The sequence below is a fragment of the Micromonospora sp. NPDC020750 genome, assembly GCF_044334565.1.
Taxonomy (GTDB): domain Bacteria; phylum Actinomycetota; class Actinomycetes; order Mycobacteriales; family Micromonosporaceae; genus Micromonospora.
On the sequence record NZ_JBIRTH010000002.1, the window covers coordinates 706296 to 732287 of the forward strand.

A 25992-nucleotide genomic window follows, 5' to 3' on the forward strand; every position below is an offset into this window, starting at 1 on the left:
GCGAACGGAGCTGAACCGGTGAGCGCGAGGAGTGAGCCGGGTTTGCGAGCCCCGCAGTCGCGAACGGAGCTGAACCGGTGAGCGCGAGGAGTGAGCGGGGTTTGCGAGCCCCGCAGTCGCGAACGAGGGAGGGTCAGGTGACGGCAACCGCCCAGGCCGGGGCGCGGGCGCTGCCGCCGCTCGGCCCGAACCGCAGGTTGAAGGTGCCCAAGCAGGTCGAACGCCGGCTCAGCAACGGCCTGACCGTCATCGCGGTGCGCCGGCCGTCGGTCCCCCTGGTCGAGCTGCGGCTGTGGATGCCGGCCGGCCGGATCCCCCTGGCCCGGGGCGCGATGCTCGCGCAGACCCTGCTCTCCGGCACGGCGTCGATGACCAGCGTGCAGATCGCCGCCGAACTCCAGGCGGTCGGCGGCGGGCTCTCCGCCGGCATCGACCCGGACAGGTTGATGCTCTCCGGCGCCGGCCTGGTCACCGGGCTGGACCGGATGCTGGAAATCCTCGCCGAGGTGCTGACCGGGGCGACGTACCCGGGCGAGGAGGTCGGCACCGAGCGGGACCGGCTGGTCGACCGGATCCAGGTGGCCCAGAGCCAACCGGCCCACCTGGCCCGCAACGCTTTGCTCCGGCGGGTCTACGGCAAGCACCCGTACGCCGTGCAGACTCCCGAGCCGGAGCAGGTGCACGCGGTCCGGCCGGCGGCGCTGCGTCGGCTGCACGCCGAGCGGGTGCACCCGGCCGACGCGGTGCTGGTGCTGGTCGGTGACGTGCAGCCGGAGCGGGCGCTGGACGCCGCCGACAAGGCCCTGTCGGGCTGGAGCGGCGCCGGGCACGACGGCGAGCTGCCGCCCGCCCCGCCGCTGGAGCCCGGCCCGCTGCTGCTGGTCGACCGGCCCGGATCGGTGCAGTCCTCGCTGCGCATCGCCCTGCCGGCGGTGCCCCGCACCCACCCCGACCACGCCGCGCTGCAACTGGCCAACCTGCTCTTCGGCGGCTACTTCTCCTCCCGCTGGGTGGAGAACATCCGCGAGGACAAGGGCTACACGTACGGCCCGCACTCGCTGGTCGAGCACTCGGTGGCCGGGTCGGTGCTGATCGCCGCCGCCGAGGTGGCCACCGAGGTCACCGGTCCGGCGTTGTTGGAGACGACGTACGAGTTGGGTCGGCTGGCCTCCCTGCCGCCGAAGCCGGACGAGCTGGAACAGGCCCGCCAGTACGCCCTCGGCACCCTCCAGCTCGGCATGTCCACCCAGGCCGGGCTGGCATCGCTGACCAGCGTGTTTGCGGCCAACGGGCTGCGCCTGGACTTCCTCACCGAGTACGCCGCCCGACTGGCGAAGGCCACCGTCGCCGACGTGGCGGAGGCGGCCCGGCGCTACCTGGCCCCGGCACGGGCGGTCACCGTGGTGCTCGGCGACGCTGAGCGGATCGCCCCCGCCCTGTCCGCGCTCGCCCCGGTGCGCACCGAGCCGGCCAAACCGTGACCGCCGGGCGGGGGCTGGTCCGGGGTTCCGGCACGAGCGGGGAGACCGCCCCGCCGCTGGCCCGGTCCACCCTCGATCGGGCCGCGCACCGGCGGGCCGACCCGGCGTGGCTGGCCGAGGCCTGGGAACGGGCCCGGGTGCTGGTGCTCGACTCGGCCACCGACGGGCGGACCCTGGTCCGGACCGACGCCTCCCCGCCGGAGTTGGTGCTGCTCGGCCCCGGCGAGCTGCCCGAGGTGCCCCGCTCGGTCCCGATGTTCCTGGGCGTCGAGCCGGACGGGGTGCCGGTGTTCGCCGTGGACAGCCCGCTGCCCGAGCTGCCGGGCACCCGGGCGGCGCACCTGCGCGACATCGGTCACCTGCTGCTCGACCGGGACGCCGGCATCTTCACCACCGCGCTGGCGCTGACCAACTGGCACGTCCGGCACGGCTACTCCTCGGCCACCGGTCACCCCACCCGGGTCGACGAGGCCGGCTGGTCCCGGACCGACCCGAACGGCGACCGGGTCTGGCCGCGTACCGACCCGGCGATGATCGTCCTGGTGCACGACGGGGTCGACGGGCTCGAGGGACGCTGCCTGCTCGGCAGCAACGCCGCCTGGGCGGGTGTGCCGGGCGAACGCCGGTACTCCTGCCTCGCCGGGTACGTCGAGCCGGGCGAGTCGGCCGAGGCCGCCGTGCTGCGCGAGGTCGGCGAGGAGGTCGGCGTCGCGGTCGAGGAAATCGTGTACGCGGGCAGCCAGTCCTGGCCGTTTCCCGGCTCGCTGATGCTCGGCTTCCTCGCCCTGGCCGATCCGGAGCACCCCGTGCACCTGGACCCGGCCGAGATCACGCACGCCCGCTGGTTCACCCGGCGGGAGATCGGCGCGGCGCTGGCCGGGCGGCCGGTGGGCGTGGGCGGCGGCGACCGACTGGCGCTGCCCCCGCCATCGTCGATCGCGCTCTTCCTGATCCACCGCTGGCTCGACGGCCACTGCTGACCATTCCGGCCCGGCTCCGGCCGGTCCCGAACACGGTCCCGGCCCGGGACCGCCGTTGCCGCGACGGGTCTCGGGCCGGGAACACGGGCCGCCCTGGTCGGGTGAGGCGAGGAAACGGCGGGGGAGCCGGTCCGACCACGACGGACGTCGGGTGGGTCAGCCGCCGGAGTCGAGCCGGCGGCGGCGGGGAGCGGAGTCGTTGAGGGGAAGCACCTTTACCCGTTGCCTGCCGTAGCGGACCGCGCCCACCGTCGACAGGGCCCGGGCCAGCATCAGGGCGGCGTCCCGGTCCTCGGCGTGCACCACCTGGCGGCGCGGCTCCGGGCTGGTCGTCTCATCCCGGACCCGACCCCCGCCGGCCCAGGCCGCGGCGATGTCGATGTCGGCGGCGGCGCGGATGTCGGTGCGAACGATCAGGAACCGCATGGGTAACTCCGGATGCGACCGTGACGGACGGTACTCCGTGGAAGTTCCACGTCACTCTGTCGACATGTTACGCCCGGACGGCGTCCCAGCAAGTGAAACCCGCCGATCGGTCCGTAGGGTCGCCCGATCGGATGAACCCTGCTCAGCAGGGGTGGCATGCCGGATACGCGTCGGGGGCCGCCGGGCACGCCGGGTACGCGTCGGGGCCGCCGGCACACCGCCGACGGCCCCGCCAGATCACCGGATCAGGTCAGATCGAACTGCCCGGCCCTTGTCCCGGCGATGAACCCCCGCCAGCCGGCGCGGTCGAACAGCAGCACCGGGCCGCCGCGGTCCTTGCTGTCGCGTAGGGCGACCGCGGCCGGGCCCACGCTCAGCGGGGCCACCTCGACGCAGTTCGACGTCTGGCTGCGGGTGCTGGTCCGCCACGGCAGATCGGCCAGCTGCCCGGCGAGTGCGGACGGCGTGTTGCGGATGTCGTTCATGGTCTGCTCCTGACTGGAACTGCTCCGACGGGACGAGTGGCGCCGCACGCCCGGACGGGGCGGGTTCCGCGGTGGGTCACCGCTCCGTCAGTCGTCCGGAGTGTCGGCTGCGCTGGGCCGGCGCCGTTGCCGGCCCGTGGCCGACTGCGGACGGGCCCACCGCCTCGGCCAGCCGCCCCGAAGCCTCGAAGAGCCAGGTGATGGTGTCCGATTCGGAGAGCGCGGCCGAGCGCAACCACTCGAAGACCACTTTATAGCGATTTAGTACGTTTGCCTCGGTTGACATGACGTTGGTGAAGCCACCTTCTATGGCCAGCGTCTCCGGGTCGAGCGGGTCGGCGAACAGGTAGATCGAGAAAGCGGTCGGCGGGAGGTACCAGTCGCCGATCGGGGTGTCCCGCGGCAGCACGTGCAGGGTGACGTGCGGCAGCATGGCCAGCTCGCAGAGCTGCCGGAGCTGCTCCCACAGCACGTCCGGCGGTCCGGCCCGCCGGCCCAACGCCGCCTCCTCCAACACCGCCGTGTAGCGCGGCGCGTCGGTGCGGTCCAACAGCGACTGGCGGGCCAACCGGGCGGCCACCTCGGTCTCCGGGGCCTCACCGGGCTCCGGAGCCCCCGCGCCGGACTCGACCTGCTGGGCCGAGACGATTCGCAGCCGGGCGTACCCCTGGGTCTGCAACAAGCCCGGGACCAGCACAGGGTTGTATTCCCGGATCTCGGTGCAGCCCGCCTCCAACTCGGCGAAGGTGCGCTGCTGCGGTGTCATCACCGGGTACTTCTTCAGCCATCCCCGCATGTCACCGGCCTCCCGGGCGATGCCCAGCAGCTCCGCGCGTGACTCGCCGCCGGCGCCGTAGAGATCCAGCAGAGCGAGGACGTCGTCGGGGTCGGGACGGCTGCGGCCGTTCTCCAAGCGGGACAGCTTGGACGCGGAGGCCCAGCCGATTCGCGCGATGACCTGGTCCCCGGTGAGGCCCGTGGCCTCGCGTAGTTGGCGCAGCTCATTGCCCAACCTGCGGCGACGCATGATCGGGCTGGGTCCGGCTGGAGGCACGGTGTCCTCTTTTCCGTCGACCGCCGCAGACGCGACGGTAACTGTATGAAACTCGCCCCCCACGGTCAGTATGGACGGCGCGACTGGAGTCGGACGCCCCGACGGGGGCGTGTCTCGCAGAAAAGAGGACCGCAGGCGAGCGATCCCGACGACGTCGCCGTCGACCCCCGTGGCCCCCGGCCACCCTCCGAGAGGAAACCCGATGCGCACCGTCCTGCGCCGCCCCGAGTTCCGCCTGCTGTTCGGCGGGTTGCTGGCCAGCATGGCAGCCGAGTCGATCCTGCTGCTCGCCCTCGCCATCTGGGTGAAGGACCTGACCGGCTCCGACGGGCTGGCCGGGGCGACGATCTTCGCGATCATCGCGCCGATGGTGCTCGCGCCGCTGGTCGGCTGGGCGGTGGACCGGTACCCCCGGCGGCCCTTCTTCATCGTCGCGAACCTCGCCACCGCCGCCCTGCTCACCCCGCTGTTCACCGTCTCCGAGAGCGCTGACGTCCGGATCATCTACGTGGTGGCGGTCCTGTACGGGCTGTCGTACCTGACGCTGAGCGCGCTGGTCAGCGGCCTGATCCGGCAACTGGTCCCCGTCGAGCTGCTCGCCGACGCCAACGGCGTGCTGCAGACCGTGCGCCAGGGGCTGCGGCTGATCGGGCCGCTCGCCGGGGCCGCGCTCTACGCCGCCGTCGGCGGCTGGCTGCTGACCGCACTGGCGATGACCGGGTTCGTCGTGGCCGCCGCCGTGGTCGTCCTGCTCCGGGTGCCCGAGACGCCGGCGGCCGGCGGTGAGCTGCGGTGGTCGGCCGAGCTGGGGGCCGGGCTGCGCCACCTGGCCGGCGAGCCGGCGCTGCGTCGGGCGCTGCTCGGCTACGGCCTCGGTTCGCTGGTGATGGGCTTCACCGAGTCACTGATCTTCGCGTACGTCGACCACGGGCTGCGCCGCGACGCCGCGTTCGTCGGCGTGCTGGTCACCGTGCAGGGCGTCGGCGGGCTGGTCGGTGGCCTGTTCTCCGCCGCCGTGGTGCGCCGCGCGGGCGAGGTGGGCACGCTGGCCGCCGGGGTGACCCTGTTCGGCCCGGCCGCGTTGGCCCTGGCGTACCCGACCCTCTGGCTGGGCTGCGCGGCGCTGCTGCTGGCCGGAGCCGCGCTTCCGCTGATCACGGTCGGGCTGAACACGCTCATCCAACGGCGTACCCCGACGGGCCTGCTCGGTCGGGTCTCGGCGGCGTCGGAGGCCCTGGTCAGCGGCCCTCAGGCGGTCTCCATCGGCACCGGCGCGTTGCTCGTCGGCGTGTTCGACTACCGGCTGCTGTTCGCGCTGGTCGGCCTGACCACCACGGCCGCCGGCGTCTTCCTGTGGCAGGGCCGCCGCCTCTCCACCCCCACCCCCACCCCCACCCCCACTCCCACTCCCACTCCCACTCCCACCCCCACTCCCGCCCCCGCGGTCCGCATCCCGCACCAACGCCGCCCGCCCGCGCCAGCCACCCCCGACCCCCGCCTCACTCCCTGACCCCCCATCCCCCTGCAAATACACGGAAAGAGTGGCCATTCCAGGAGGAATGGCCACTCTTTCCGTGAAAGTGCGCGCGCCCCATCGGAGAGGGCGCGGGGTGATGGTCAGGTGGGTAGGGCGGCCAAGTGCTGCTTCACCTGGGTGATGGACGGGTTGGTGAGGGCACTGCCGTCGGCGAAGTGCAGCGTCGGGACGGTCTGGTTGCCACCGTTGACCTTCATCACGAACTCGGCGGCCTTCGTGTCCTGCTCGATGTCGACCACCTGGTACGCGATGCCCTCCCGGTCGAGCTGCGACTTGAGCCGGTGACAGTAGCCGCACCACGGGGTCGAGTACATCGTCAACATGATCGGGTGTCCTCCAAGGTCCGTTCCGCCCGTCCGGTCAGGCCAGGCTAACCGTTGCAACATCAGATGGAGCTGAGATGATTCCTCGCTGTGGGGGTTCACTCAGCGTCGGAACTGGTGCTCGCCGGGCTGGACCCGGAGCAGCGCGCCGCGGTGACCGCCCCCGCCGGCCCGGTCTGCGTCCTGGCCGGCGCCGGCACCGGCAAGACCCGGGCGGTCACCTCGCGCATCGCCCACCGGGCGCTGACCGGCGAGGTGTCCCCTCGGCACGTGCTCGCGGTCACCTTCACCGCCCGCGCCGCCGCCGAGATGCGGGCCCGGCTCACCGCCCTCGGGGCGCAGGGCGTGCAGGCGCGCACCTTCCACGCTGCCGCGCTGCGCCAGGTGCGCTACTTCGCCCCCCGGCTACTGGCGGGCCGGGCGATGCCCGAGCTGCTGGACAGCAAGGCACGGGTGGTCACGCTCGCCGCCGCCCGGGTCGGCCTGCGGACCGACCGGGCCGCCGCCCGGGACCTGGCCGGCGAGATCGAGTGGGCCAAGTCGTCCCTGGTCGAGCCAGGGGAGTACGTCGTCGCGGCGGCCAAGGCGCTGCGCGACACGCCGCACGAGCCGGCGAAGGTGGCCGAGGTGTTTGCCGCGTACGAGAGGCTCAAGCGGTCCAACGGGGTGATCGACTTCGAGGACATGCTGCGCGCCGCCGTGTGGGGCATCGAGGAGCATCCGGACGTGGCCGAGCAGGTTCGCGGCCAGTACCGGCACTTCGTGGTCGACGAGTACCAGGACGTCAACCCGCTGCAGCAGCGGCTGCTGGAGACGTGGCTCGGCGGCCGGGACGACCTGACCGTGGTCGGCGACGCCAGCCAGACGATCTACTCGTTCACCGGGGCCACCTCGGCGTACCTGGTCGATTTCCCCCGCCGGCACCGCGGCGCCACCGTGGTCCGGTTGGTCCGGGACTACCGTTCCACCCCGCAGGTGGTCGGGCTGGCCAACGCCGTCATCTCCCAGGCCCGGGGCACCGAGGCCCGGCTGCGGTTGGAGCTGCGCGGGCAGCGCCCGACCGGGCCCGAACCGGAGCTGCGGATCTTCACCGACGAGCCGGCCGAGGCCGCCGCCGTGGCGACCCGCTGTCGGGCGCTGGTCGACGCCGGCACCCCGGCCCGGGAGATCGCCGTGCTGTTCCGCACCAACGCTCAGTCCGAGGCGTACGAGAAGGCGCTCACCGACGCCGAGGTGCCGTACGTGGTGCAGGGCGCCGAGCGGTTCTTCGAGCGGCCCGAGGTGCGCCAGGCGATGGTGGCGCTGCGGGCCGCGACCCGCTCGATCCCCGGCGACACCCCGCTGCGTGATGCCGTGGTGGAGGGCCTGTCGGCGGTCGGCTGGGCCCCGGACGCCGCCCCGGCCGGGGGCGCGGCGCGGGAGCGGTGGGAGGCCCTGGCCGCGCTGGTCCAGCTCGCCGAGGAGTACGGGGCCAGCCCGCCGGTGCTGCCGATCGGCGAGGCCGCCGCCGTGGAACGCCCGGTGACGCTGGCCGACTTCAACGACGAGCTGGCCCGCCGGGTCGCCCAGCAGCACGTGCCGACGGTGGAGGGGGTGACCCTGGCGTCCCTGCACTCGGCCAAGGGCCTGGAGTGGGATGCGGTCTTCCTGGTCGGGCTCTCCGAAGGCACCCTCCCCACCACGTATGCCCGCACCGCCGAGCAGGTCGAGGAGGAGCGCCGCCTGCTCTACGTCGGGATCACCCGGGCCCGCGAGTGGCTCTGGCTGTCGTACGCGGTGGCCCGCTCGCCCGGTGGGCGGGCCCGGCGGCCGTCGCGTTTCCTGCCCCAGCTCGACCGCTCCGGCGGCGGGACCGAGCGGGTCGGGGCCGGGGCCGGGGCCGGCCCGACGACCCGGCGGGTCGAGCGCCGCCGTCCCCAGATGGTCCCCTGCCGGATCTGCGGCGCGACCCTGCTCGCCGGCCCGGACCGCAAGCTCGGCCGCTGCCCGACCTGCCCGTCCGACATCGACCAGGGCCTGTACGAGCGGCTGCACGACTGGCGGGCGCGGGTGGCCGGGGCGCAGAAGGTCCCGGCGTACGTGGTGTTCACCGACGCCACCCTCGTCGCGTTGGCGGAACGGCGACCAGGCCGGCCCGAGGAGCTGATCGCGATCGCCGGCATCGGCCCCCGCAAACTCGGCCTGTACGGCGAGCCGGTGCTGGCCCTCGTGGAGGGCGCGGCGGTCGACGACGTCTGCTCTGAGAAAACTTTCGAAATCAAGCCGAAAATTCGTTTGCCCTCGCCCCCGGGCGAGGAATAGCCTCGGGACACACCTCGCGAGCAGCGCCATTCCGGCTGCTCAGGGGGTAGAGACCAGTCGACTTCGAGGAACGTGAGGGAGGTGTCACCAATGGAGATCTTCACCTATGAGCCCCCGGCGGGGATGCCCGCAACCGTTACTCCGCTGTCGGCTGTCCGGGTGGCCCTCGCCGCTCGACCGTCGGCTCCGCAAGCGCACCAGGTCCGGGTTCAGGCCGAGCTGAATCTGACCGTCGCGCCGCTGACCGGAGTCGAGGGGGCCAGTGGCTTCACGGGCATGGATATCGATGGCGCTAAGAAGCGCACGGATGTCCGCGGCGTTCCACCTCGAGGTAGACCGGTCTGATCCTCAGACTCCGGCTCACCTCGAGGCCGCGGAACCCGCTACTGGGATCCGCGGCCTCAGTTTTTTTGCCCGCCAAAGTATGTCGGAAGTCTGATCCACGAGATCGATGTGAGAGAGAGGTGACCGGGAGATGAGTCTGGCGTTGGCCCCCGTCGACGTGAACGTCGAAATGGAGGCGAACCTGTCCTGCCGGAAGTTCGACCCCGACCTGTGGTTTTCCGACTCGCCCACCGAGCTCGAGCTGGCCAAGTCGCTCTGCGGGGACTGCCCGCTGCGCGTCGAGTGCCTCGCCGGGGCGGTGGAGCGGGCCGAGCCCTGGGGCGTCTGGGGCGGCGAGATCTTCGAGCGTGGCGCGGTCGTTCCGCGTAAGCGGCCCCGGGGCCGCCCGCGCAAGGAGGATGTCGCCCGTGACGCCGCGCTGAAGGTCGAGGCTGAGGCGCGCCTGGCGGCCAGTGGGCTGTCCTCGTCGCGCAACACCGTCCGGCTTGCTGCCTGACACACCCGATCCGCACCATCCCCGCCGGTGCCACACCGGCCACGAGAGAGCTGAGACCCATGATGAACACGCCCATCGGAGCCGTCGAGATGCAACTACTTCACGAAGCGTTGTCCCGGGCCCGAATGCCCCGGCCTCAGGCCGGTCGTATCACCACGAGCACTGAGGCAACCCGATCCGCCCGTACCGTCGCGATCAGCAGCCGCAGCCAGTCGGCTCGCGACCTGGGCGTTCTGTAACCGAACACGACACACGCGGGGGCGTGTCGGCCGACCGGCCGACACGCCCCCGCGTCGTCGGCCGGTCCGGCCCGCGGGTTCCCGGCCTGCGGCTCGCGCCGCCGGTTCCGGCCGCTCGTTCGAGCGGCCGGTTCAGGCCACCGGGGCGAAGCCCGGCAGCCAGCGCTCCAGGATCGACCGGTACGGCGCCTTGGCCTCGAGTTGGCAGAGCACCCCGATCGAGCCGAGCGTCACCCGGTGGATCAGCAGGTACGACGGGGGCAGGTTGAGCTGCCGGCTGAGCTGGTACGCCGGTGAGCGGGGGCTGGCCAGCCGGGTCGCCTCGGCCCGCAGCCAGGCCCGGGTGAACCGGAACTCCTCCTCCGCGACCGGGGTCAGCATGGGCCGGATGAAGTCCAGTACGGCCTGGGCGTCGATCGGCTCGGTGGGGCTGACGAAGCCCTCCTCGCGCAGCCCTTCGACCACGCCGGCGGCCTCGCCGCGTAGGGCCAGCCCGGCGAGCCGGCCGATCGGCTCGGGCGTGCCCTCCGGCATCCGGGCCACCGCCCCGAAGTCGATCACGCCGAGCCGGCCGTCCGGCAGCAGCCGGAAGTTGCCCGGGTGCGGGTCGGCGTGCAGCAGGCCGGCCCGGGCCGGCGCGGACAGGTGCAGGATGGCCATCAGCCGGCCGGCCTCGTCGCGCTGCTCCTCCGTGCCCGCTCGGATGATCTCGGCCAGCGGGGTGCCCTCGATCCACTCGGTGACCAGAACCCGAGGGGTGGCCGCGAGCACCGCCGGGATGAAGATCTCCCTGTCTTCCGCGTACGCGGCGGCGAAGGCGCGCTGCGACTCGGCCTCCAGCTCGTAGTCCAGTTCCTCGGTGATCCGTTCGCGCAGCTCGACCAGCAGCGGTTTGACGTCCAGCCCCGGCTGGATCGCCCGGAACATCCCGCCGAGGCGGGAGAGCTGCTTGAGATCGGTGAGCAGCGCGTCGCCGGCCCCCGGGTACTGGATCTTGACGGCCGCGTCGCGGGACGCCCCACCGTCCGGGTCCCGCCACACGGCCCGGTGCACCTGCCCGATGCTGGCCGCGGCGGCCGGGGTGTCGTCGAACCTGTCGAAGCGCTCCCGCCAGGCCGGACCGAGCTGCTCGGCGAGCACCTTGTGCACGGTGGCCGCGGGCAGCGGCGGCGCTGCCTCCTGGAGCTTGGTGAGGGCCTGCCGGTAGGGGGCGGCGACCTCCTCGGGCAGGGCCGCCTCGAACACCGACAGCGCCTGGCCGAACTTCATCGCCCCGCCCTTGAGCTGCCCGAGGACGCTGAACAGCTGCTCGGCCGTGCGTTGCTGGATCTCGGCGGAGATCACGTCGGAGGCCAGCCCGGTGACGCGCTTACCCATGCCGAGGACGGTCCGGCCGGCGAAGCCGAGCGGCAGAGCGGCGAGCTTGGCGGTCCGGGACACGGCCCGGCGCGGGATGTCGGTCACTCGGCCATTGTTACCGACTCGGCGGCCTCGCGGCTGCTCCGTGGCCGGGCCGGGTCGCCCGACCCCCGGATCGGTGGCCGCCGTGCCCTGCCCGTCGGCCCGCCCGCCTTCAATCCGGGGTTCCTGCCCGGCGGTCGTGCCGGACCGGCGGCCGGTCCCCCCGACCTCGCCCGTCGACGCCTGAGGGAGCCGTCGCGGCCTGTCAGCGGCCCCGTCCGGCACAGCGGCAGGACGGGTGGGGCGGCCAGGTGCGCCGGCGCAGCCGGCCGGGGCTGGTCACCTCCACGGCGCAGCCCAGGGTCTCCGGCGTGCCGCCGTCGAGGTGGGCCAGCGCCTCGGCGACGGCGTACCCGACTGCGGAGAGCAGGGTGGCCGTGCCGCAGGACTGGTCCGAGGCATCGGCGGCGAGCTGGGCCGCGAGCGCCGGCCAGCCCGGGTCCCGCTCGGTGCGGTACAGGTCGACGCAGCGTAGGCAGGGCCCGACGGGCGGACGGACGAGCGGGCCGATCGTCGGCACCCCCTCGCGCAGGGTGAGTAGCAGGTGCGGCTGGCGACGCTGGGCGAACCCGGCCGCGAGCAGGGCTGCCGGCCGGTCGATGCCGAGCTGGAGCACGAGGTCGGGCCGGTTCCGGGGCAGCGGGCGGGTGGCGGTGCCGGGGGCGGCCCGGTCCACCGCGGCGCGTACCGCAGGGGCGAGCGGGTGCCCCACGTCGGTGGCGGCCAGCCCGCTGCCGACCAGGTCGGCCGGGCGCACCGACCCGGCGAGGTTCGCGTGTACGTGTCCCACCCCGGCCTGGGCGAGCGCGACGGCGACGGGAGCGCCGAGCCGGCCACCACCGGTCACCAGCACCCGCGCGGCCCGGCGTCGCCGCAGCACCTGGGCCGGCGTGCCGGGCAGGTCGGGTGCGGCCAGGGCCAGCGCCCCGGCCTCCGCGGCGAGGCGGTGCCGCGCCGGGCCGGCGAGGTCGCGGGGGAGCAGCGTGTGCGCTGGTACGACCAGCCCGGCGTCGCGCAGCGCGTCGAGCAGCCCGCGCGCCTCGTCCTGGCGCACGTCGACGCCGGCGGCGTCCGCCAGGACGAGCCGTTCGCTGCGGGAGCCGTCGAGCAGGTCGAGCACCCGCACGGCGCGGGGGTTGGCCACCTCGACGAGGACGGCGCGGCTCGACCCCAGCCCGAGCTGGAGGGTGTGGCGGTCCCGCCACAGGCGGGTCAGGCCGGGAAGCAGAACGGGCCGGGGCAGCGCGGGACGGCTCATGACGACGAATCGTTACCGATTCCCTGCTGTCCGTCGATCGTTGTCCACAGGTGCGCACCGCCCTGCCCGGTGTTGTCCACAGAAAAGGCCGGGTTATCCACAACCGGTCGGTAACCATGTCGGCCAGCCGACACCCGGGCGGGCGCCGAAACGGTACGGGGGAGGGCGGCCGCAGCCGCCCTCCCCCGTACCGGACCCGTACGGGTCAGACCTTCGCCTTGCCCAGGATGCGGTTCACTGTTGTGCCGCATACCGGACACTTGCCCTTGGCCATGTTCATCCCGGTCTTCGAGACCTCGACGTGCCCCTCGAAGTCCCGCTTCTCCTTGCACTTGACGCAGTAACCGTTGTAGGTCTGGGCCTTGTCGGCCACGGGTGCCCTCCTCGTCTCGTCCGCCGGTCGATCTGGCTCCGGCGGTTGCCCGGCGGCGGGCCACGCGGGGCGCCGACGCTGGGTCTTTCTCCGCGGCCACCCTCGTGACCGCTGGTCCGCGGACCCTACCCAGGTACGGGCGGTTCCATGTCAGCTGTGCTTCGACACTGTGAGCAAGTCGACGTCGAGAGTGTGCATGCCGAATAAGGTCGGATAAGTCAGTTTGGCGGGGACACGCCGGGTGAAAGCACCCAGATGCCCCACGGGGCGGCCCTGGGGAGGCGGTCGGGACGGTGATCACCTACGGTGGGGATCGAGCCCTCGGGCCGCCCGACACGGTCCTCTCGACCGTGACGGAGCGTCTTCGTGACAGTCTGCAAGGTTTTTTTTCGGGACTTCTGACCACCAACCATGACTTTTCAGGCGCGTGTCGTGGTGTTGACTCTTGCGGACCCCTGGTCAGTACCCATTAGCTTTCCTTCGTGACAGCAAAACGAGGCTGCGCGGCCCACTGATGGCAGGGGTGCGGAAGCCGGTCGTCGAAGTACGGCGCAGCCAGCGCCGGCGACGCACAGTGTCCGCCTACCGCGACGGTGAACGAGTCGTGGTGCTCATCCCCGACCAGTTCTCCCGGGCCGAGGAGACCGAGTGGGTCGACCGGATGCTGGCCCGGCTGGAGGCCAGGGAAGGGCGCCTCGCCCGCTCCGACGACGAGCTCTTCGGCCGCGCCACCCGGTTGCGCAGCCTCTACCTCGCCGAGTACGGCGACCGGGCGGTGCCGTCGAGCGTCCGCTGGGTGACCAACCAGAACGGCCGCTGGGGCTCCTGCACCCCGGCCGACCGGACCATCCGCCTCTCGCACCGGATCCAGGACATGCCCGACTGGGTGATCGACTACGTCCTGCTGCACGAGCTGGCCCACCTCATCGTGCCCAGCCACAACGCCCGGTTCTGGGCGCTGGTCGGGCGCTGTCCCAAGGCCGAGCGGGCCCGTGGGTACCTGGAGGGCGTCGCCGCCGCCTCCGGCGGCCCGCTGACGGACTGACCGAGTCGGTGAGCCACCGCCCGGCACCGGGCGCGCGGTGGTGTGGCCGACGGCCTAGGGTCGGGGCGTGGCCCGACGTGTGGTGGTGGCGTTGCTCGGACCGGTGGCGTGGGCGCCGCCGGGGATCGACCCGGTGGCTTGGCGGGCCGCGCTCGCCGAGGACGTGGTGGACCTGCTCGCCACGCTCCAGGAGGTGGAGACGGCGATTGCGGCCACCCCGCAGGACAGGTCGCTGGCCGAGGCCATCGTCTGGCCGGGGATGGCCGTGTACGAGGTGCCCGAGGCCACCGTCACCGCCGTCCTGGCCGCGCTGACCGGTTACGACCAGGCGGCCGTCGTCGCCGCCGACGCCCCGGACCTGCCCGGCCTGACCGTCGGCAAGCTGCTCCGCCCGCTGACCACCCGGTCGGTGGCGGTGGCTCCCGCCGAGGGGGCCGGTCCCGGCCTGCTCGGCGTCGCGTCCCGGCTGCCCGCGCCGGGATGGCTGCCCGAGGTCGACCTGGACACCGCGCTCCCGGCGGACGTGCGGCGGGCCGCCCCGCAACCCGGGGACGTGGCTGTCACCGCCGCCTGGCGGCGGCTGCGCGGCCCAGCCGACCTGGCCACCCTCGACCCCGCCGTCGAGGGCTGGGAGACCACCCGCGCCCTGCTCTCCGGCCGCCGCTGACGGACGAGGGCCGCCGACGCGGTGCGTCGGCGGCCCCCCCCGGGTGTGCTCGGGAGAACGGGGTCAGGACTCCTCGGCGTCGTCCCCGGTGCCCTCGGGGCGTGGACGGGGGGAGCCCGGGGCCTGCTCCTCCGGGCCGCCCGGCGCGCTGAAGTCGAAGTTGGCCAGCTCGTCGTCGAGGTCGAGCCGGGCCGTGGCGAACGCCGCCGGGTCGGCGAAGTCGTCGTCGGAGGGGAGCAGGTCCGGGTGGCCCCAGACGGCGTCCCGGCCGGAGATGCCCCGGTGCTCGGTCAGCGCCGCCCACAGGGCCGCCGCCTCGCGAAGCCGGCGCGGGCGTAGTTCCAGCCCGACCAGCGCCGCGAACGTCTGCTCGGCCGGCCCGCCGGCCGCCCGCCGCCGCCGGAACGCCTCGCCGAGGCGGACGACGTTGGGCAGCCGCTCGCCGGCGGCGTTGTCGACCACGTGGCAGACCCAGCCCTCCACCAGTGCGAGCGCGGTCTCCAGCCGCGCCAGCGACGCCTTCTGCGCCGGAGTGTCCTCCGGGGTGAAGATGCCCTCCAGGGCGATCGCCTGCATGGACTCCGGGTCGGTCGGGTCGACCCGCCCCATGGCCTCCTCGATCGCCTCCCGGTTGACCCGGATGCCCGACGCGTACGTCTCGACGGCGTTGAACACGTGCCCGCGCAGCCACGGCACGTGCTCGAAGAGCCGCTGGTGGGCCGCCTCGCGTAGGGCGACGTAGAGGCGCACCTCGTCCTCTGGCAGCTCCAGGCCCTGTCCGTACGCCCGGATGTTGGCCGGGATCAGCGCGGCGGTGCCGGCCGGGCCGAGCGGGAGCCCGATGTCGCCGGCGGAGAGCACCTCCGCGGCGAGCGAGCCGAGGGCCTGCCCGAGCTGCCCGCCGAACAGCGCGCCACCGAGGGTGGCCATCATCGACTGCATCGGGCCGAGCTGGGCCCGCGCCTCCGGCGGCACCAGGTCACCCATCGCGCCGACCATCCGGCTGGCCACCGGGTCGCAGAGCTTGCGCCAGACGTCCAGGGTTTTGTAGATCCACTCGTTGCGGTTCCACGCCAGCGAGGTGCGGATGCCCGTCGGCCAGGCGGTGACCGGCTCAAGCCAGAGGTCGGCGAGGCGTAGCGCCTCCTCGACCGAGTGCCGCTCGTGCGGCGAGACCGCCGGGTCGCCCGCTGCGGCGAGCTGGCTGGCGGCCACCTGCCGGGCCAGGTCCCAGTTGACCGGCCCGCTGCCCGGCGCGGAGAGCAGGTGCTGCAGCTGCGACATGAACTGCTGCATCTGCGCGGGATCGTTGGGATCTGGTGGTTGCCCACCCGGGAGCGCGAAACCGAACGGAATATCAGGCACGACGTCTACGGTACGCGGGCTGCGCCCCAGGTAGCCGCCACCGGCGTTGCGCTGAGGGCGAAGTCGTCGTCACCGTCCGGGGCCTCGCCGGCCCGGTCGGTACGCTCTGCGCCATGAGACGTCGCGGCGTGACCGTCCTCCTGGGTGCCCTGCTGACCACCCTGCTGAGCTTCGGTGTGCTCAACGCGCCCATCCCGTACGTGGTGCTCGGCCCCGGGCCGACGGTGAACACGCTGGGCACCGCGGACGGCAAGGAGGTCATCCAGGTGTCCGGGCGGGCGACGTCCACCTCCGCCGGCCAGCTCCGGCTGACCACGGTCGGCGTGCAGCCCACCGTCCGGCTGCGCTCGGCGCTGTCCGGCTGGTTCTCCTCCGACGAGGCCGTGGTGCCGCGCGAGCTGGTCTACCCGCCGGGGGAGAGCCGGCAGGAGGTGGAGCAGCGCAACGAGGAGGACTTCCGCAACTCCCAGACCAGCGCCGAGACGGCGGCCCTGCGAAAACTGGGGTACCCGGTCCGGGTGCAGGTGAAGACCGTGACGGCGGGCGGCCCGTCGGCCGGGGCGCTGCGGGTCGGCGACGTCGTCACCTCGGTCGACGGCACGCCGGTGACCAGCGCCGGCCGGCTCACCGAGCTGATCCGGGCCAAGCCGGCGGGCACCGTGCTGACCATCGGCTACACCCGCGACGGCGCCGCCGCCACGGCGCAGGTCACCAGCCGGGAGCAGGACGGCCGGCCGCGTATCGGGGTCGAGATCGACCAGCAGCAGCCGCACCCGTTCACCCTCTCCATCGACCTGAACGACATCGGCGGCCCGAGCGCCGGCCTGATGTTCGCCCTGGGGATTGTGGACAAGCTGGAGCCTGCCGACCTGACCGGCGGGAAGATCATCGCCGGCACCGGCACGATCGACGACGAGGGGAGGGTCGGCCCGATCGGCGGGATTGCCCAGAAGCTGGTCGGCGCGAAGCAGGCCGGGGCCAAGGTGTTCCTGGTGCCGGAGGCCAACTGCGCCGAGGCGGTCCGCAACCCGCAGCCCGGACTTCCGCTGCTCAAGGTGGGCACGATCGACGACGCGCTGACGGCCCTGACGGCGCTGCGCGAGGGCGGTGAGCCGACCCGCTGCTGACCGACCGGCCGCTGCCGGCGTGACCGTGGGCCGTCGCTTTCAGGAACACCCCGTACGCTGGGTGCCTGGTCGGAGCCGATCACATCGAGCGTGCGGAGCCAAGAGTGGTCATGCGTAGCAGCCCCCTGCCGAGGATGAGCCGACGCGGACGCGTCACGATCGGGGTGCTGATCGGGGTGTTCGTGCTCTTCACCCTGCTGGGCTGGGGGGTGCAGGCCTGGACCGACTGGCTCTGGTTCGACGAGGTCCGCTACACCAAGGTGTTCACCGGGGTGCTCACCACCCGGGTGCTGCTCTTCCTCGTCGTCGGCCTCGCCATGGCGGTAATCGTCGGCGGCAACCTGTGGTTGGCCCACCGGCTGCGGCCCCGGCTGCGCCCGCACTCGCTGGAGCAGGCCACCCTGGAGCGGTACCGGATGGTGCTCGGCCCGCGGCTCGGCCTGTGGATCAGCCTGGTCGCCGTGGTGGTCGGGCTCTTCGCCGGGCTCTCGGCGCAGAGCCGGTGGAACCAGTGGCTGCTGTTCCGCAACGGTGGCGACTTCGGCGTCAAGGACCCCGAGTTCGGCATCGACATCGGCTTCTACGTCTTCCAGTTGCCGTTCTGGCGCTACCTGCTCGGCATCGGCTTCACCGCCGTCGTCCTCGCCCTGCTCGGCGCGCTGGCCGTGCACTACATCTTCGGCGGCGTGCGGCTGCAGGGCGTCGGAGACCGGATGACCAACGCCGCGCGGGCCCACCTGAGCACGCTCGTGGCCGTCTTCGTCCTGCTCAAGGCCGTCGCGTACGTGCTGGACCGGCGCTCCATGCTGCTGGACTACAACGAGGGTGCGAAGCTCTACGGCGCCGGGTACGCCGACATCAACGCCCTGCTGCCGGCCAAGGAGATCCTCGCCTACATCTCGGTCGTGGTGGCCATCGCGATCATCGTGTTCTCCAACGCGGTGATGCGAAACCTGGTCTGGCCGGGCATCTCGCTGGCCCTGCTCGGCGTCTCCGCGGTCGCCATCGGCGGCATCTACCCCTGGGCGGTGCAGACCTTCGAGGTCAAGCCGAGCGCCAAGGACAAGGAGGCCCCGTACATCGAGCGCGCCATCGGGGCCACCCGGTCGGCGTTCGGGCTGGCCGACACGAAGACCTCGCCGTACGCGGCGAGCAACCTCGTTCCACCGGGGAGCCTGGCCACCGACACCTCCGTGGTGCCGAACGTGCGGCTGCTCGACCCGCAGCTCGTCTCCGAGACGTACACCCAGCTCCAGCAGGTCCGGGGCTTCTACGACTTCGGCCCCAAGCTGGACATCGACCGGTACGCCGTGTCCGGCAAGACCTCCGACTACGTGGTCGGGGTCCGGGAGGTCAACTACAACGAGCTGACCGACCAGCAGAACACCTGGATCAACCGGCACACCGTCTACACCCACGGCTACGGCCTGGTCGCCGCGCCGGCCAACCAGGTGGTCTGCGGCGGTCAGCCGTACTTCGTCTCGGGCTTCCTCGGCGAGAAGACCCAGGAGGCGTGCTCCTCGCAGGTCGAGCAGATCCCGGCCAGCCAGCCGCGCATCTACTACGGCGAGCGGATGGGCCCGGACGACTACGCGATCGTCGGGCAGGCGAACCCGGAGCGGAACGCGGAGTTCGACCGGCCGACCCAGACCGGCGGCGAGCAGTACTACACCTACACCGGTGAGGGTGGCGTCGAGATCGGCTCGTTCACCCGCCGGCTGCTGTACGCGATCAAGCAGCAGGAGTCGAACTTCCTGCTCTCCGAGGCGGTCAACGACAACTCGAAGCTGCTCTACGTGCGCAACCCCCGGGACCGGGTGGAGAAGGTCGCGCCGTTCCTCACCGTCGACGGCGACCCGTACCCGGCGGTGGTCGGTGGCCGGGTGCAGTGGATCGTCGACGGCTACACGACGGCCGCGACCTACCCGTACGCCGAGCGGGTGAACCTCCAGGCCGAGACGACCGACGAGCTGACCGGACGGGGCACGTTCCAGCTCGCCCGGGAGAACGTCAACTACATCCGCAACTCGGTCAAGGCCACGGTCGACGCGTACGACGGCACGGTCCGGCTGTACGAGTTCGACCAGACGGACCCGGTGCTGAAGGCGTGGAACAAGGCGTTCGGCGGGGACCTGGTGCTGCCCAACGACAAGATCCCGGCCGAGCTGCGGGAGCACCTCCGCTACCCGGCCGACCTGTTCAAGGTGCAGCGCAACCTGCTGACCAAGTTCCACGTCACCGCCCCGGGCGACTTCTACTCGGCGCAGGACTTCTGGCAGGTGCCGAACGTGCCGGACAACCCGGACGGCGGGCAGAAGCAGCCGCCGTTCTACCTGTGGACCCAGTTCCCCGGCCAGGACGCGCCGCGCTTCCAGCTCACCTCGGCGGTCACCCCGAACGGCCGGCAGAACCTCGCCGCGCTGATCTCCGGCTCGTACGTGGACGGCAAGCCGCAGCTGGAGGTGCTGGAGCTGCCGGACCAGACCCGGATCTCCGGCCCGGTGCAGGTGCACCAGCAGATGACCAACAACGCCAACATCCGGCAGCAGCTCAACCTGCTCTCCTCGAACCAGGCCCAGGTGCAGTACGGCAACCTGCTCTCGCTGCCGTTCGGCAACGGGATGCTCTACGTCGAGCCGGTGTACGTGAAGAGCAACCAGCAGGACGCGTACCCGCTGCTGCAGAAGGTGCTGCTGTCGTACGGCGACGGCGGTTCGTACGTGGTGCTGGCCAACAACATCACCGACGGCATCAAGCAGCTCGTCGAGCAGGGCAAGGAGGCCGCCCAGGGTGCCACCCCGCCGTCCGGCGGCACGCCGCCGCCCAGCGGCGGAACCAACGCGCCACCGCTGACGGGCGAGCTGGCCGAGGCCGCGGGCAAGGTGCAGGTGGCCATCGCCGAGGTCAAGGCCGCGCAGACGTCCGGTGACTTCGAGCGGTACGGCCGGGCGCTCAAGGCCCTGGACGACGCGATGACGGCGTTCCAGCGGGCGCAGCAGGCGGCCACGCCGGCCTCGCCGACGCCGGGCGCCACGCCGAGCGGCAGTCCCGCCCCGCCGAGCGGCAGTCCCGCCCCGTCGCCCTCGGCGGGCGGCTGACCTGCGCGGAGCCGCCCGGGTGGGGCCGTTTTGCGGTCCGCCCGGGCGGTGCGCTAGGGTTAACCAGTCGACGCGGGGTGGAGCAGCTCGGTAGCTCGCTGGGCTCATAACCCAGAGGTCGCAGGTTCAAATCCTGTCCCCGCTACTCGTCGGAAAGGCCCCGGAGGTTTACTCCGGGGCCTTTCGCGTTGCCGGGAGGGTTCGGCCTCGGCGCTCGACCCCGGCTCCTCCGCCTGCGATGCCCGGCACGGTGGCTTGCGATGCTCGGCACTGTGCGGGATATGGAGGACTGCCGGCACCCGGAGGCGCGACGCGACGCCCCCCGGGGTTCGGTCATTCGCCCGACCCGGGGGCCGGCTGATCTCCGCCCAGGGGATGCGCTAAGCTTTAGAAGCCGACGCGGGGTGGAGCAGCTCGGTAGCTCGCTGGGCTCATAACCCAGAGGTCGCAGGTTCAAATCCTGTCCCCGCTACGAGCCAGAAGGGCCCGGAGGAAACTCCGGGCCCTTCTGCTTTTCCCATTACCCGCCGGCCGGCTTCCGGCGTCGCTGCCCGGGATGACGTTCCTGGTCCCGCCCGGGTTCCGGTTCCTGTTCGCGACCCGTCCCCCTCGTCCTGAGGCGGTCCGTCCGGAGGATGCCGGTGAATCCGGTCCGTCCGGGTGCCGCTGTTGCGCCGCTGGGCGAGGATGGGGGGCATGTCTTCATGGAACAAGTGGTGGGGCCGGCTGAGCACGGTCCTCGGTGCGGTCGTGTTGTCGGTCTTCGCCCCGGTCGCGGCCTGGGCGTCCACCGGTCCCGGCGAGCTGGTGGTCGAGGCCGCCAAGCGACGCCGGGGCGGCGGCGGCTTCCTGGGGCTGCTCTGCTGCCTCGTCGTCGTCGGCGGAATCGTCCTGCTGGTGCTGATGCTGATGCGCAACCGGCGCAACCGGCCGCCGCGCTGACCGGTTCGCGCTGACGGAGTGGAGTCGACCCGCCGCGCTCGGCGCGGCGGGCCGGGTCACTCGGCCAGCGCGGCGTTGGCCTGGGCGATGAACCGGGACGTCGCCGCGCGCATGCCGGACCGGCCGGAGAGGACCCCTTCAGCCGTGGCGACGAGCAGGGCCCGCACCCGGGCGTGCCCCTTCGGGGGTGGACTGGGCGCGGGGCCGAGGGCGTCGGCGAGGGCCTCGGCGAGGGCGGCGGCCCGCTGCTGTCCGGCGTCGGTGACGCTCTCCTTGACGTACCGGCGGTTGGCGAGGTTCGGGTTGACCCCCCGCTCCTGGCCCAGGGCCACGCCCGCCTCCATGTTCGTGGTGAGAAAGTTGATCACTTCCGCCACCACGTCGGGTCGACGCGTGCCACGGAACGCCGCCCAGTACATCGACGCCCGCGCCCACTGCGCGCCCGGCGGGCCGGGGAACGCGGCCAGTGCCAGCTCGTCGTCGGTGTAGCGCTGAAGCTCGGGGAGCTGGTGGGCCCACGCGAAGGAGGCGGCCGTGTGCCCGGTCACCACCAACTGGCGGTTCGGCTCGCCGCTGTCGGCCTGGTCGACCAGGGCGGCGCTCGGGGTGGCCCGACGGGTCCGGGCGGTCTGCCACAGCTCGAACCAGTCGACCAGGTCGGCCGCGGTGAAGCCGAGCTGCCGGCCCTGGTACAGCTCGCCGCCCCGGGACCGCAGCCAGAGCCAGAGCGCCCGGTGGTCCCCGGACGGGTCCATCGTGCCGGCCACCCGGCCTTCGGCGGCCCGGGTGACCCGCGCAGCCCAGTCGACGTACTCCTGCCAGGACATCCCGGTGCGGGGCTCCGGGACCTTCAGCCGGCGCAGCAGGGCGCGGTTGTAGACCACGGCGGCGGTGGTCTGGGCCGCCGCCACGCCCACGGTGCGGCCGTCGACCTCGCCGTAGCGGACCAGGCCCGGGGAAAGCCCGCGCAGGTCGAGCCGGTTGTCGGCGACGTACCCGCCGAGGTCGAGCAGGATGCCCCGCCGGGCGTACTCGGTGAGGACGGTGTCGTCGACCTGGATCAGGTCGGGCACGTTTCCGCCGGCCGCCTGGGTGGCCAGCCGGTCGTAGTAGCCGTCGAAGCCCTGCCAGGTGACCCGGAAGCTGACCCGGGGGTTGCGCGCGGAGTAGAGCCGCAGCGCCTTCTCGGTCAGCTCGGCCCGCTTCGTGCTGCCGTACCAGAAGACGGAGAGCTCGATCAGCCCGTCGTCGACGGGCGTCTCCTCCGCGTCGCCGCACCCGGTCAGGCCGGTCGCCGCGAGCGGCGCCCCGAACAGCGCCCCCAGCAGTCGCCGGCGGCCCGGGTCGGCGCCGACGTGGGGGAGCGGGGGACGGGCGGTGGGCACGGGGCTCCTCCTGGTCGTCCGGCGGGCGGTCGGACCATTTACACAGCCGGCGCGGGCGGGTGTCAACGGCCGTCCGGCCGGGATCGGGCCGAGGCGACCCGGAGATCGACCGGCCTCGCCGGGCGGCTCGTCGGTCCGTTCCTCCCGGCGTCCCGATCCCGCGGCCGGCCGCGGCCGGTGGACCCTCCCGGGTGGCCGGCCCGGCCGGTTCGGGGGCCGTGGTGTACTAGGCCGCGTGGAACTTCTGCACTCGGGCAAGGTTCGGGACGTCTACGCCGACGGCGACGACCTGATCCTGGTCGCCTCGGACCGGATCTCGATCTACGACGTGGTGCTGCCGACCCCCGTACCGGACAAGGGCCGGTTGCTGACCGCGCTGTCGCTGTGGTGGTTCGAGCAGCTCGCCGACCTGGTGCCGAACCACGTCGTCTCCGCCACCGACGTGCCGGCGGAGTTCGCCGGCCGGGCGATCCGCTGCCGGCGGTTGGAGATGGTCCCGGTCGAGTGCGTCGCCCGGGGGTACCTCACCGGCGGCGGCCTCACCGAGTACGAGCGCACCGGCGCGGTCTCCGGCGTCGAGCTGCCCCGCGGGCTGGTCGAGGCGTCGATCCTGCCCGAGCCGATCTTCACCCCGTCGACGAAGGCGCCCAAGGGCGAGCACGACGAGCCGATCACCTACCAGCAGGTGGCGGACAAGGTCGGCGCGGAGACCGCCGGGCGGCTGCGGCAGATCACCATTGACGTCTACTGCCGTGGTGCCGAGCTCGCCGCCGAGCGGGGCATCCTGGTCGCCGACACCAAGATCGAGCTGGGCTGGGCGGCGGACGGCACGCTGGTCCTCGGCGACGAGGTGCTCACCTCCGACTCGTCGCGGTTCTGGCCGGCCGAGTCGTACCAGCCGGGCCGGGCGCAGTTCTCCTACGACAAGCAGTACGTCCGGGACTGGGCGACCGGCGGCGGCTGGGACAGGCAGCCGCCGGCCCCCGAGGTGCCCGCCGAGGTGATCGAGGCGACCCGGGCCCGCTACGTCGAGGTCTACGAGAAGCTCACCGGCAACACCTGGGACTGAACGCGACCCGTAACCGCGTTCCGCCGCTCCCGCTCGATCAGTCTTCCCAGTCGAGGGTGCGCTGGACGGCCTTGCGCCACTGGCGCAGCTCCCGCTCGCGGTGCTCCGCATCCATGACGGAGGTCCACTGGGCGTCGGAGCGCCACTGGGCGCGCAGGGTGGCCAGGTCCGGCCAGAAGCCGACGGCGAGCCCGGCCGCGTACGCGGCGCCGAGGCAGGTGGTCTCGGTGATCCGGGAGCGGACCACCGGCACGTCCAGCACGTCGGCGAGGAACTGCATCAGCAGGCCGTTCGCGGTCATGCCGCCGTCCACCCGCAGCCGGCGCAGCGCCACGTCCGAGTCGGCGTTCATCGCGTCGACCACCTCGCGGGTCTGCCAGGCGGACGCCTCAAGCGACGCCCGGGCCAGGTGCCCCTTGGTGATATAGCCGGTCAGCCCGGCGATCACCCCGCGCGCGTCGCTGCGCCAGTGCGGGGCGAACAGCCCGGAGAACGCCGGCACCACGTAGCAGCCGCCGTTGTCGTCGACCGTGCGGGCCAGGTCCTCCACCTCCGGGGCCGTGGCGATCAGCCCGAGGTTGTCCCGCAGCCACTGCACCAGCGAGCCGGTGACCGCGATCGCCCCCTCCAGGGCGTACGCGGCCGGCTGGCCGCCGATCCGGTACGCCACCGTGGTCAGCAGGCCGTGCGTCGAGGTGACCGGGCTGGCCCCGGTGTTCAGCAGCAGGAAGCTGCCGGTGCCGTAGGTGCACTTCGCCTCGCCCGGCTGGAAGCAGGTCTGCCCGAACAGGGCGGCCTGCTGGTCGCCGAGGGCGCTGGCCACCGGCACCCCGGCGAGCAGCCCGTCGGCGGTGCCGTACACCTCGGCCGAGGAGCGGATCTCCGGCAGCATCGCTGCCGGCACGCCGAGCGCGTCGAGCAGCTCCGGGTCCCAGTCGAGGGTCTCCAGGTCCATCAGCATGGTCCGGCTCGCATTGGTCACGTCGGTGACGTGCCGGCCGGTCAGCTTCCAGATCAGCCAGCTGTCCATGGTGCCGAACAGCACCTCGCCCCGCTCGGCGCGCTCGCGCAGCCCGTCGACGTGGTCGAGCAGCCAGCGCAGCTTCGGGCCGGCGAAGTAGGTGGCCAGGGTGAGCCCGGTGCGGGCGCGCAGCCGCTCCTCGCCGTACGCGTCGGCCAGCGCGCGCAGCTGCGGCCCGGTGCGGGTGTCCTGCCAGACCACGGCGTGCGCGACCGGGCGGCCGGTGGCCCGGTCCCAGACCACGGTGGTCTCCCGCTGGTTGGTGATGCCGACCGCCGCCAGCCCTTCCGGGCCGGTGCCGGCGGCGTCCAGCGCCTCCCGCACCACGAGCTGGACGTTGTCCCAGATCTCCTCGGCGTCGTGCTCGACCCAACCGGGCCGGGGGAAGATCTGCCGGTGCTCGCGCTGGGCCACGGCGACGATCTCCCCGGCCCGGTCGAACACGATGCACCGCGAGGAGGTGGTGCCCTGGTCGATGGCGGCGACGTACTCTCCGGTCACGGCAGCACCGTACCCGGCCGGCCCCGCGTCCGTCGTCCGCCGACGGCCGTACGATTGGTCAACGTGCGCGACATCGCCGTTTTCAGTGGAACCGCCCATCCCGACCTCGCCGCCGAGATCTGCGCTCATCTCGGGGTGCCGCTGCACCCCGTGCGGGTGTCCCGGTTCGCCAACGACTGCCTGGAGGTGCAGTTGCAGGCGAACTGCCGGGAGCGGGACGTCTTCCTGATCCAGCCGCTGGTGCCGCCGGTGCAGGAGAACCTGGTCGAGCTGCTGCTCATGATCGACGCGGCCCGGGGCGCGTCGGCCGGCCGGATCACGGTGGTGCTGCCGCACTACGCGTACGCCCGGTCGGACAAGAAGGACGCGCCGCGCATCTCGATCGGCGGCCGGCTGGTCGCGGACCTGCTCACCTCGGCCGGCGCGAACCGGGTGCTGGCGATGACCCTGCACTCGCCGCAGGTGCACGGGTTCTTCAGCGTCCCGGTGGACCACCTGCACGCGCTGCGCGAGCTGGCCGGCCACTTCCAGCGGTACGACCTGAGCAACACCGTGGTGGTCTCGCCCGACCTGGGCAACGCCAAGGAGGCCGCCGCCTTCGCCCGGATGCTCGGCACTCCGGTCGCGGCCGGCGCGAAGCAGCGGTTCAGCGACGACCTGGTCAAGATCAGCACCGTGATCGGTGAGGTGGCCGACCGGGACGTGATCGTGCTCGACGACGAGATCGCCAAGGGCAGCACGGTGATCGAGCTGATGGCCCACCTGCGCGAGCTGAAGGTCCGCTCGATCCGGCTGGCCTGCACCCACGGCCTCTTCTCCAGCGGCGCCCTGGACCGGCTCAGCGGGCAGGACGGGGTGCTGGAGGTCGTCTGCACGAACACGGTGCCGATCCCGGCGGAGAAGCGGGTGCCCAAGCTGGAGGTGCTCTCGGTCGCGCCGGCGCTGGCCGAGGCGATGCGTCGGATTCACAACGGGGAGTCGGTCAGCGCCCTCTTCGGCTGAGCCGGCGCGGG

General features: G+C 72.8%; 23 protein-coding genes and 2 tRNA genes. 15 read left to right on the top strand and 10 right to left on the bottom strand.

Translation table 11 applies throughout. The features are described from left to right. Positions 1-137 precede the first annotated feature (137 nt). Positions 138-1481: a M16 family metallopeptidase gene (locus ACH4T9_RS08505; protein ID WP_396670183.1), complete on the top strand. Its 1344-nt coding sequence runs from the start codon at positions 138-140 to the stop codon at positions 1479-1481. 14 nt (positions 1482-1495) lie between these two features. Next, entirely contained in the window at positions 1496-2461 is a 966-nt protein-coding gene (nudC, locus tag ACH4T9_RS08510) for an NAD(+) diphosphatase (RefSeq protein ID WP_396670739.1), read from the top strand. 156 nt (positions 2462-2617) lie between these two features. On the opposite strand, the gene ACH4T9_RS08515 is transcribed toward nudC, so the two are convergent. From ACH4T9_RS08515 to ACH4T9_RS08525, 3 genes are all read right to left on the bottom strand, one after another. Next, positions 2618-2887, bottom strand: coding sequence for a hypothetical protein (locus tag ACH4T9_RS08515; protein ID WP_396670182.1), 270 nt, complete (start codon positions 2885-2887; stop codon positions 2618-2620). Positions 2888-3132: 245 nt separating this feature from the next. Further along, positions 3133-3372, bottom strand: a complete 240-nt coding sequence (locus ACH4T9_RS08520) for a DUF397 domain-containing protein (protein WP_387015417.1) — start codon at positions 3370-3372, stop codon at positions 3133-3135. Positions 3373-3448: 76 nt separating this feature from the next. Then, complete coding sequence (locus ACH4T9_RS08525) at positions 3449-4426, bottom strand: helix-turn-helix domain-containing protein (RefSeq protein WP_396670181.1); 978 nt, start codon at positions 4424-4426, stop codon at positions 3449-3451. Between the two features lie 202 nt (positions 4427-4628). Here ACH4T9_RS08525 and ACH4T9_RS08530 point away from each other — a divergent pair, with 202 nt between their 5' ends. Beyond that, positions 4629-5936 carry an MFS transporter gene (locus tag ACH4T9_RS08530; protein ID WP_396670180.1) on the top strand — a complete coding sequence of 436 codons (1308 nt, stop codon included), beginning with the start codon at positions 4629-4631 and terminating at the stop codon, positions 5934-5936. Positions 5937-6043: 107 nt separating this feature from the next. On the opposite strand, the gene ACH4T9_RS08535 is transcribed toward ACH4T9_RS08530, so the two are convergent. Further along, the gene (locus ACH4T9_RS08535; RefSeq protein ID WP_396670179.1) at positions 6044-6286 is read right to left on the bottom strand and encodes a mycoredoxin; all 243 of its coding nucleotides are present in this window, start codon (positions 6284-6286) and stop codon (positions 6044-6046) included. Positions 6287-6376: 90 nt separating this feature from the next. Here ACH4T9_RS08535 and ACH4T9_RS08540 point away from each other — a divergent pair, with 90 nt between their 5' ends. From ACH4T9_RS08540 to ACH4T9_RS08550, 3 genes are all read left to right on the top strand, one after another. Continuing rightward, the gene (locus tag ACH4T9_RS08540; RefSeq protein ID WP_396670178.1) at positions 6377-8587 is read left to right on the top strand and encodes an ATP-dependent DNA helicase UvrD2; all 2211 of its coding nucleotides are present in this window, start codon (positions 6377-6379) and stop codon (positions 8585-8587) included. Between the two features lie 90 nt (positions 8588-8677). Next, positions 8678-8932 carry a hypothetical protein gene (locus ACH4T9_RS08545; protein WP_396670177.1) on the top strand — a complete coding sequence of 85 codons (255 nt, stop codon included), beginning with the start codon at positions 8678-8680 and terminating at the stop codon, positions 8930-8932. Positions 8933-9062: 130 nt separating this feature from the next. Continuing rightward, on the top strand, positions 9063-9428 hold the full coding sequence (locus ACH4T9_RS08550) for a WhiB family transcriptional regulator (RefSeq protein ID WP_396670176.1): 366 nt from the start codon (positions 9063-9065) through the stop codon (positions 9426-9428). Positions 9429-9799: 371 nt separating this feature from the next. On the opposite strand, the gene ACH4T9_RS08555 is transcribed toward ACH4T9_RS08550, so the two are convergent. The 3 genes from ACH4T9_RS08555 to ACH4T9_RS08565 form a co-directional block, all read right to left on the bottom strand. Further along, positions 9800-11131: an ABC1 kinase family protein gene (locus ACH4T9_RS08555; RefSeq protein WP_396670175.1), complete on the bottom strand. Its 1332-nt coding sequence runs from the start codon at positions 11129-11131 to the stop codon at positions 9800-9802. 202 nt (positions 11132-11333) lie between these two features. Next, positions 11334-12386, bottom strand: a complete 1053-nt coding sequence (locus ACH4T9_RS08560) for a hypothetical protein (protein WP_396670174.1) — start codon at positions 12384-12386, stop codon at positions 11334-11336. A gap of 205 nt (positions 12387-12591) precedes the next feature. After that, complete coding sequence (locus tag ACH4T9_RS08565) at positions 12592-12759, bottom strand: DUF5679 domain-containing protein (protein WP_198347997.1); 168 nt, start codon at positions 12757-12759, stop codon at positions 12592-12594. A 514-nt stretch (positions 12760-13273) separates the two neighbouring features. On the opposite strand from ACH4T9_RS08565, the gene ACH4T9_RS08570 reads away from it, so the two are divergent. Together ACH4T9_RS08570 and ACH4T9_RS08575 are read left to right on the top strand one after the other, a co-directional pair. Beyond that, positions 13274-13804, top strand: coding sequence for a M48 family metallopeptidase (locus ACH4T9_RS08570; RefSeq protein ID WP_396670173.1), 531 nt, complete (start codon positions 13274-13276; stop codon positions 13802-13804). Between the two features lie 67 nt (positions 13805-13871). Next, positions 13872-14471, top strand: coding sequence for a hypothetical protein (locus ACH4T9_RS08575; protein ID WP_396670172.1), 600 nt, complete (start codon positions 13872-13874; stop codon positions 14469-14471). A gap of 63 nt (positions 14472-14534) precedes the next feature. Here ACH4T9_RS08575 and ACH4T9_RS08580 read toward each other — a convergent pair whose 3' ends face one another. Then, entirely contained in the window at positions 14535-15767 is a 1233-nt protein-coding gene (locus tag ACH4T9_RS08580; protein ID WP_387015448.1) for a zinc-dependent metalloprotease, read from the bottom strand. Positions 15768-15949: 182 nt separating this feature from the next. On the opposite strand from ACH4T9_RS08580, the gene ACH4T9_RS08585 reads away from it, so the two are divergent. The 5 genes from ACH4T9_RS08585 (at position 15950) to ACH4T9_RS08605 (ending at position 21003) form a co-directional block, all read left to right on the top strand. Then, complete coding sequence (locus ACH4T9_RS08585; RefSeq protein WP_396670171.1) at positions 15950-16963, top strand: PDZ domain-containing protein; 1014 nt, start codon at positions 15950-15952, stop codon at positions 16961-16963. Between the two features lie 104 nt (positions 16964-17067). Continuing rightward, positions 17068-20061 carry a UPF0182 family protein gene (locus tag ACH4T9_RS08590; RefSeq protein WP_396670170.1) on the top strand — a complete coding sequence of 998 codons (2994 nt, stop codon included), beginning with the start codon at positions 17068-17070 and terminating at the stop codon, positions 20059-20061. Between the two features lie 71 nt (positions 20062-20132). Then, positions 20133-20206, top strand: a tRNA-Met gene (locus ACH4T9_RS08595). A gap of 253 nt (positions 20207-20459) precedes the next feature. Further along, positions 20460-20533, top strand: a tRNA-Met gene (locus tag ACH4T9_RS08600). Between the two features lie 224 nt (positions 20534-20757). Next, complete coding sequence (locus ACH4T9_RS08605; RefSeq protein ID WP_396670169.1) at positions 20758-21003, top strand: hypothetical protein; 246 nt, start codon at positions 20758-20760, stop codon at positions 21001-21003. Between the two features lie 56 nt (positions 21004-21059). On the opposite strand, the gene ACH4T9_RS08610 is transcribed toward ACH4T9_RS08605, so the two are convergent. Further along, positions 21060-22388, bottom strand: coding sequence for an ABC transporter substrate-binding protein (locus ACH4T9_RS08610; protein WP_396670168.1), 1329 nt, complete (start codon positions 22386-22388; stop codon positions 21060-21062). Positions 22389-22623: 235 nt separating this feature from the next. Between ACH4T9_RS08610 and ACH4T9_RS08615 the strand changes: the two genes are divergently transcribed. Continuing rightward, complete coding sequence (locus ACH4T9_RS08615; RefSeq protein WP_396670167.1) at positions 22624-23457, top strand: phosphoribosylaminoimidazolesuccinocarboxamide synthase; 834 nt, start codon at positions 22624-22626, stop codon at positions 23455-23457. A 37-nt stretch (positions 23458-23494) separates the two neighbouring features. Here ACH4T9_RS08615 and glpK read toward each other — a convergent pair whose 3' ends face one another. Continuing rightward, the gene (gene glpK / locus ACH4T9_RS08620) at positions 23495-24979 is read right to left on the bottom strand and encodes a glycerol kinase GlpK (protein ID WP_396670166.1); all 1485 of its coding nucleotides are present in this window, start codon (positions 24977-24979) and stop codon (positions 23495-23497) included. Between the two features lie 63 nt (positions 24980-25042). On the opposite strand from glpK, the gene ACH4T9_RS08625 reads away from it, so the two are divergent. Then, positions 25043-25981, top strand: a complete 939-nt coding sequence (locus ACH4T9_RS08625; RefSeq protein ID WP_396670165.1) for a ribose-phosphate diphosphokinase — start codon at positions 25043-25045, stop codon at positions 25979-25981. Positions 25982-25992 lie beyond the last annotated feature (11 nt).

Excerpts from the sequence above, each read along its gene's own strand:
- ACH4T9_RS08520 (WP_387015417.1), bottom strand. The coding sequence starts at position 3,372 with ATGAACGACATCCGCAACACGCCGTCCGCACTCGCCGGGCAGCTGGCC.
- ACH4T9_RS08535 (WP_396670179.1), bottom strand. The coding sequence starts at position 6,286 with ATGTTGACGATGTACTCGACCCCGTGGTGCGGCTACTGTCACCGGCTC.
- ACH4T9_RS08560 (WP_396670174.1), bottom strand. The coding sequence starts at position 12,386 with ATGAGCCGTCCCGCGCTGCCCCGGCCCGTTCTGCTTCCCGGCCTGACC.
- ACH4T9_RS08605 (WP_396670169.1), top strand. The coding sequence starts at position 20,758 with ATGTCTTCATGGAACAAGTGGTGGGGCCGGCTGAGCACGGTCCTCGGT.
- ACH4T9_RS08550 (WP_396670176.1), top strand. The coding sequence starts at position 9,063 with ATGAGTCTGGCGTTGGCCCCCGTCGACGTGAACGTCGAAATGGAGGCG.
- ACH4T9_RS08530 (WP_396670180.1), top strand. The coding sequence starts at position 4,629 with ATGCGCACCGTCCTGCGCCGCCCCGAGTTCCGCCTGCTGTTCGGCGGG.
- ACH4T9_RS08570 (WP_396670173.1), top strand. The coding sequence starts at position 13,274 with ATGGCAGGGGTGCGGAAGCCGGTCGTCGAAGTACGGCGCAGCCAGCGC.
- ACH4T9_RS08580 (WP_387015448.1), bottom strand. The coding sequence starts at position 15,767 with ATGCAGCAGTTCATGTCGCAGCTGCAGCACCTGCTCTCCGCGCCGGGC.
- ACH4T9_RS08515 (WP_396670182.1), bottom strand. The coding sequence starts at position 2,887 with ATGCGGTTCCTGATCGTTCGCACCGACATCCGCGCCGCCGCCGACATC.
- ACH4T9_RS08585 (WP_396670171.1), top strand. The coding sequence starts at position 15,950 with ATGAGACGTCGCGGCGTGACCGTCCTCCTGGGTGCCCTGCTGACCACC.
- ACH4T9_RS08545 (WP_396670177.1), top strand. The coding sequence starts at position 8,678 with ATGGAGATCTTCACCTATGAGCCCCCGGCGGGGATGCCCGCAACCGTT.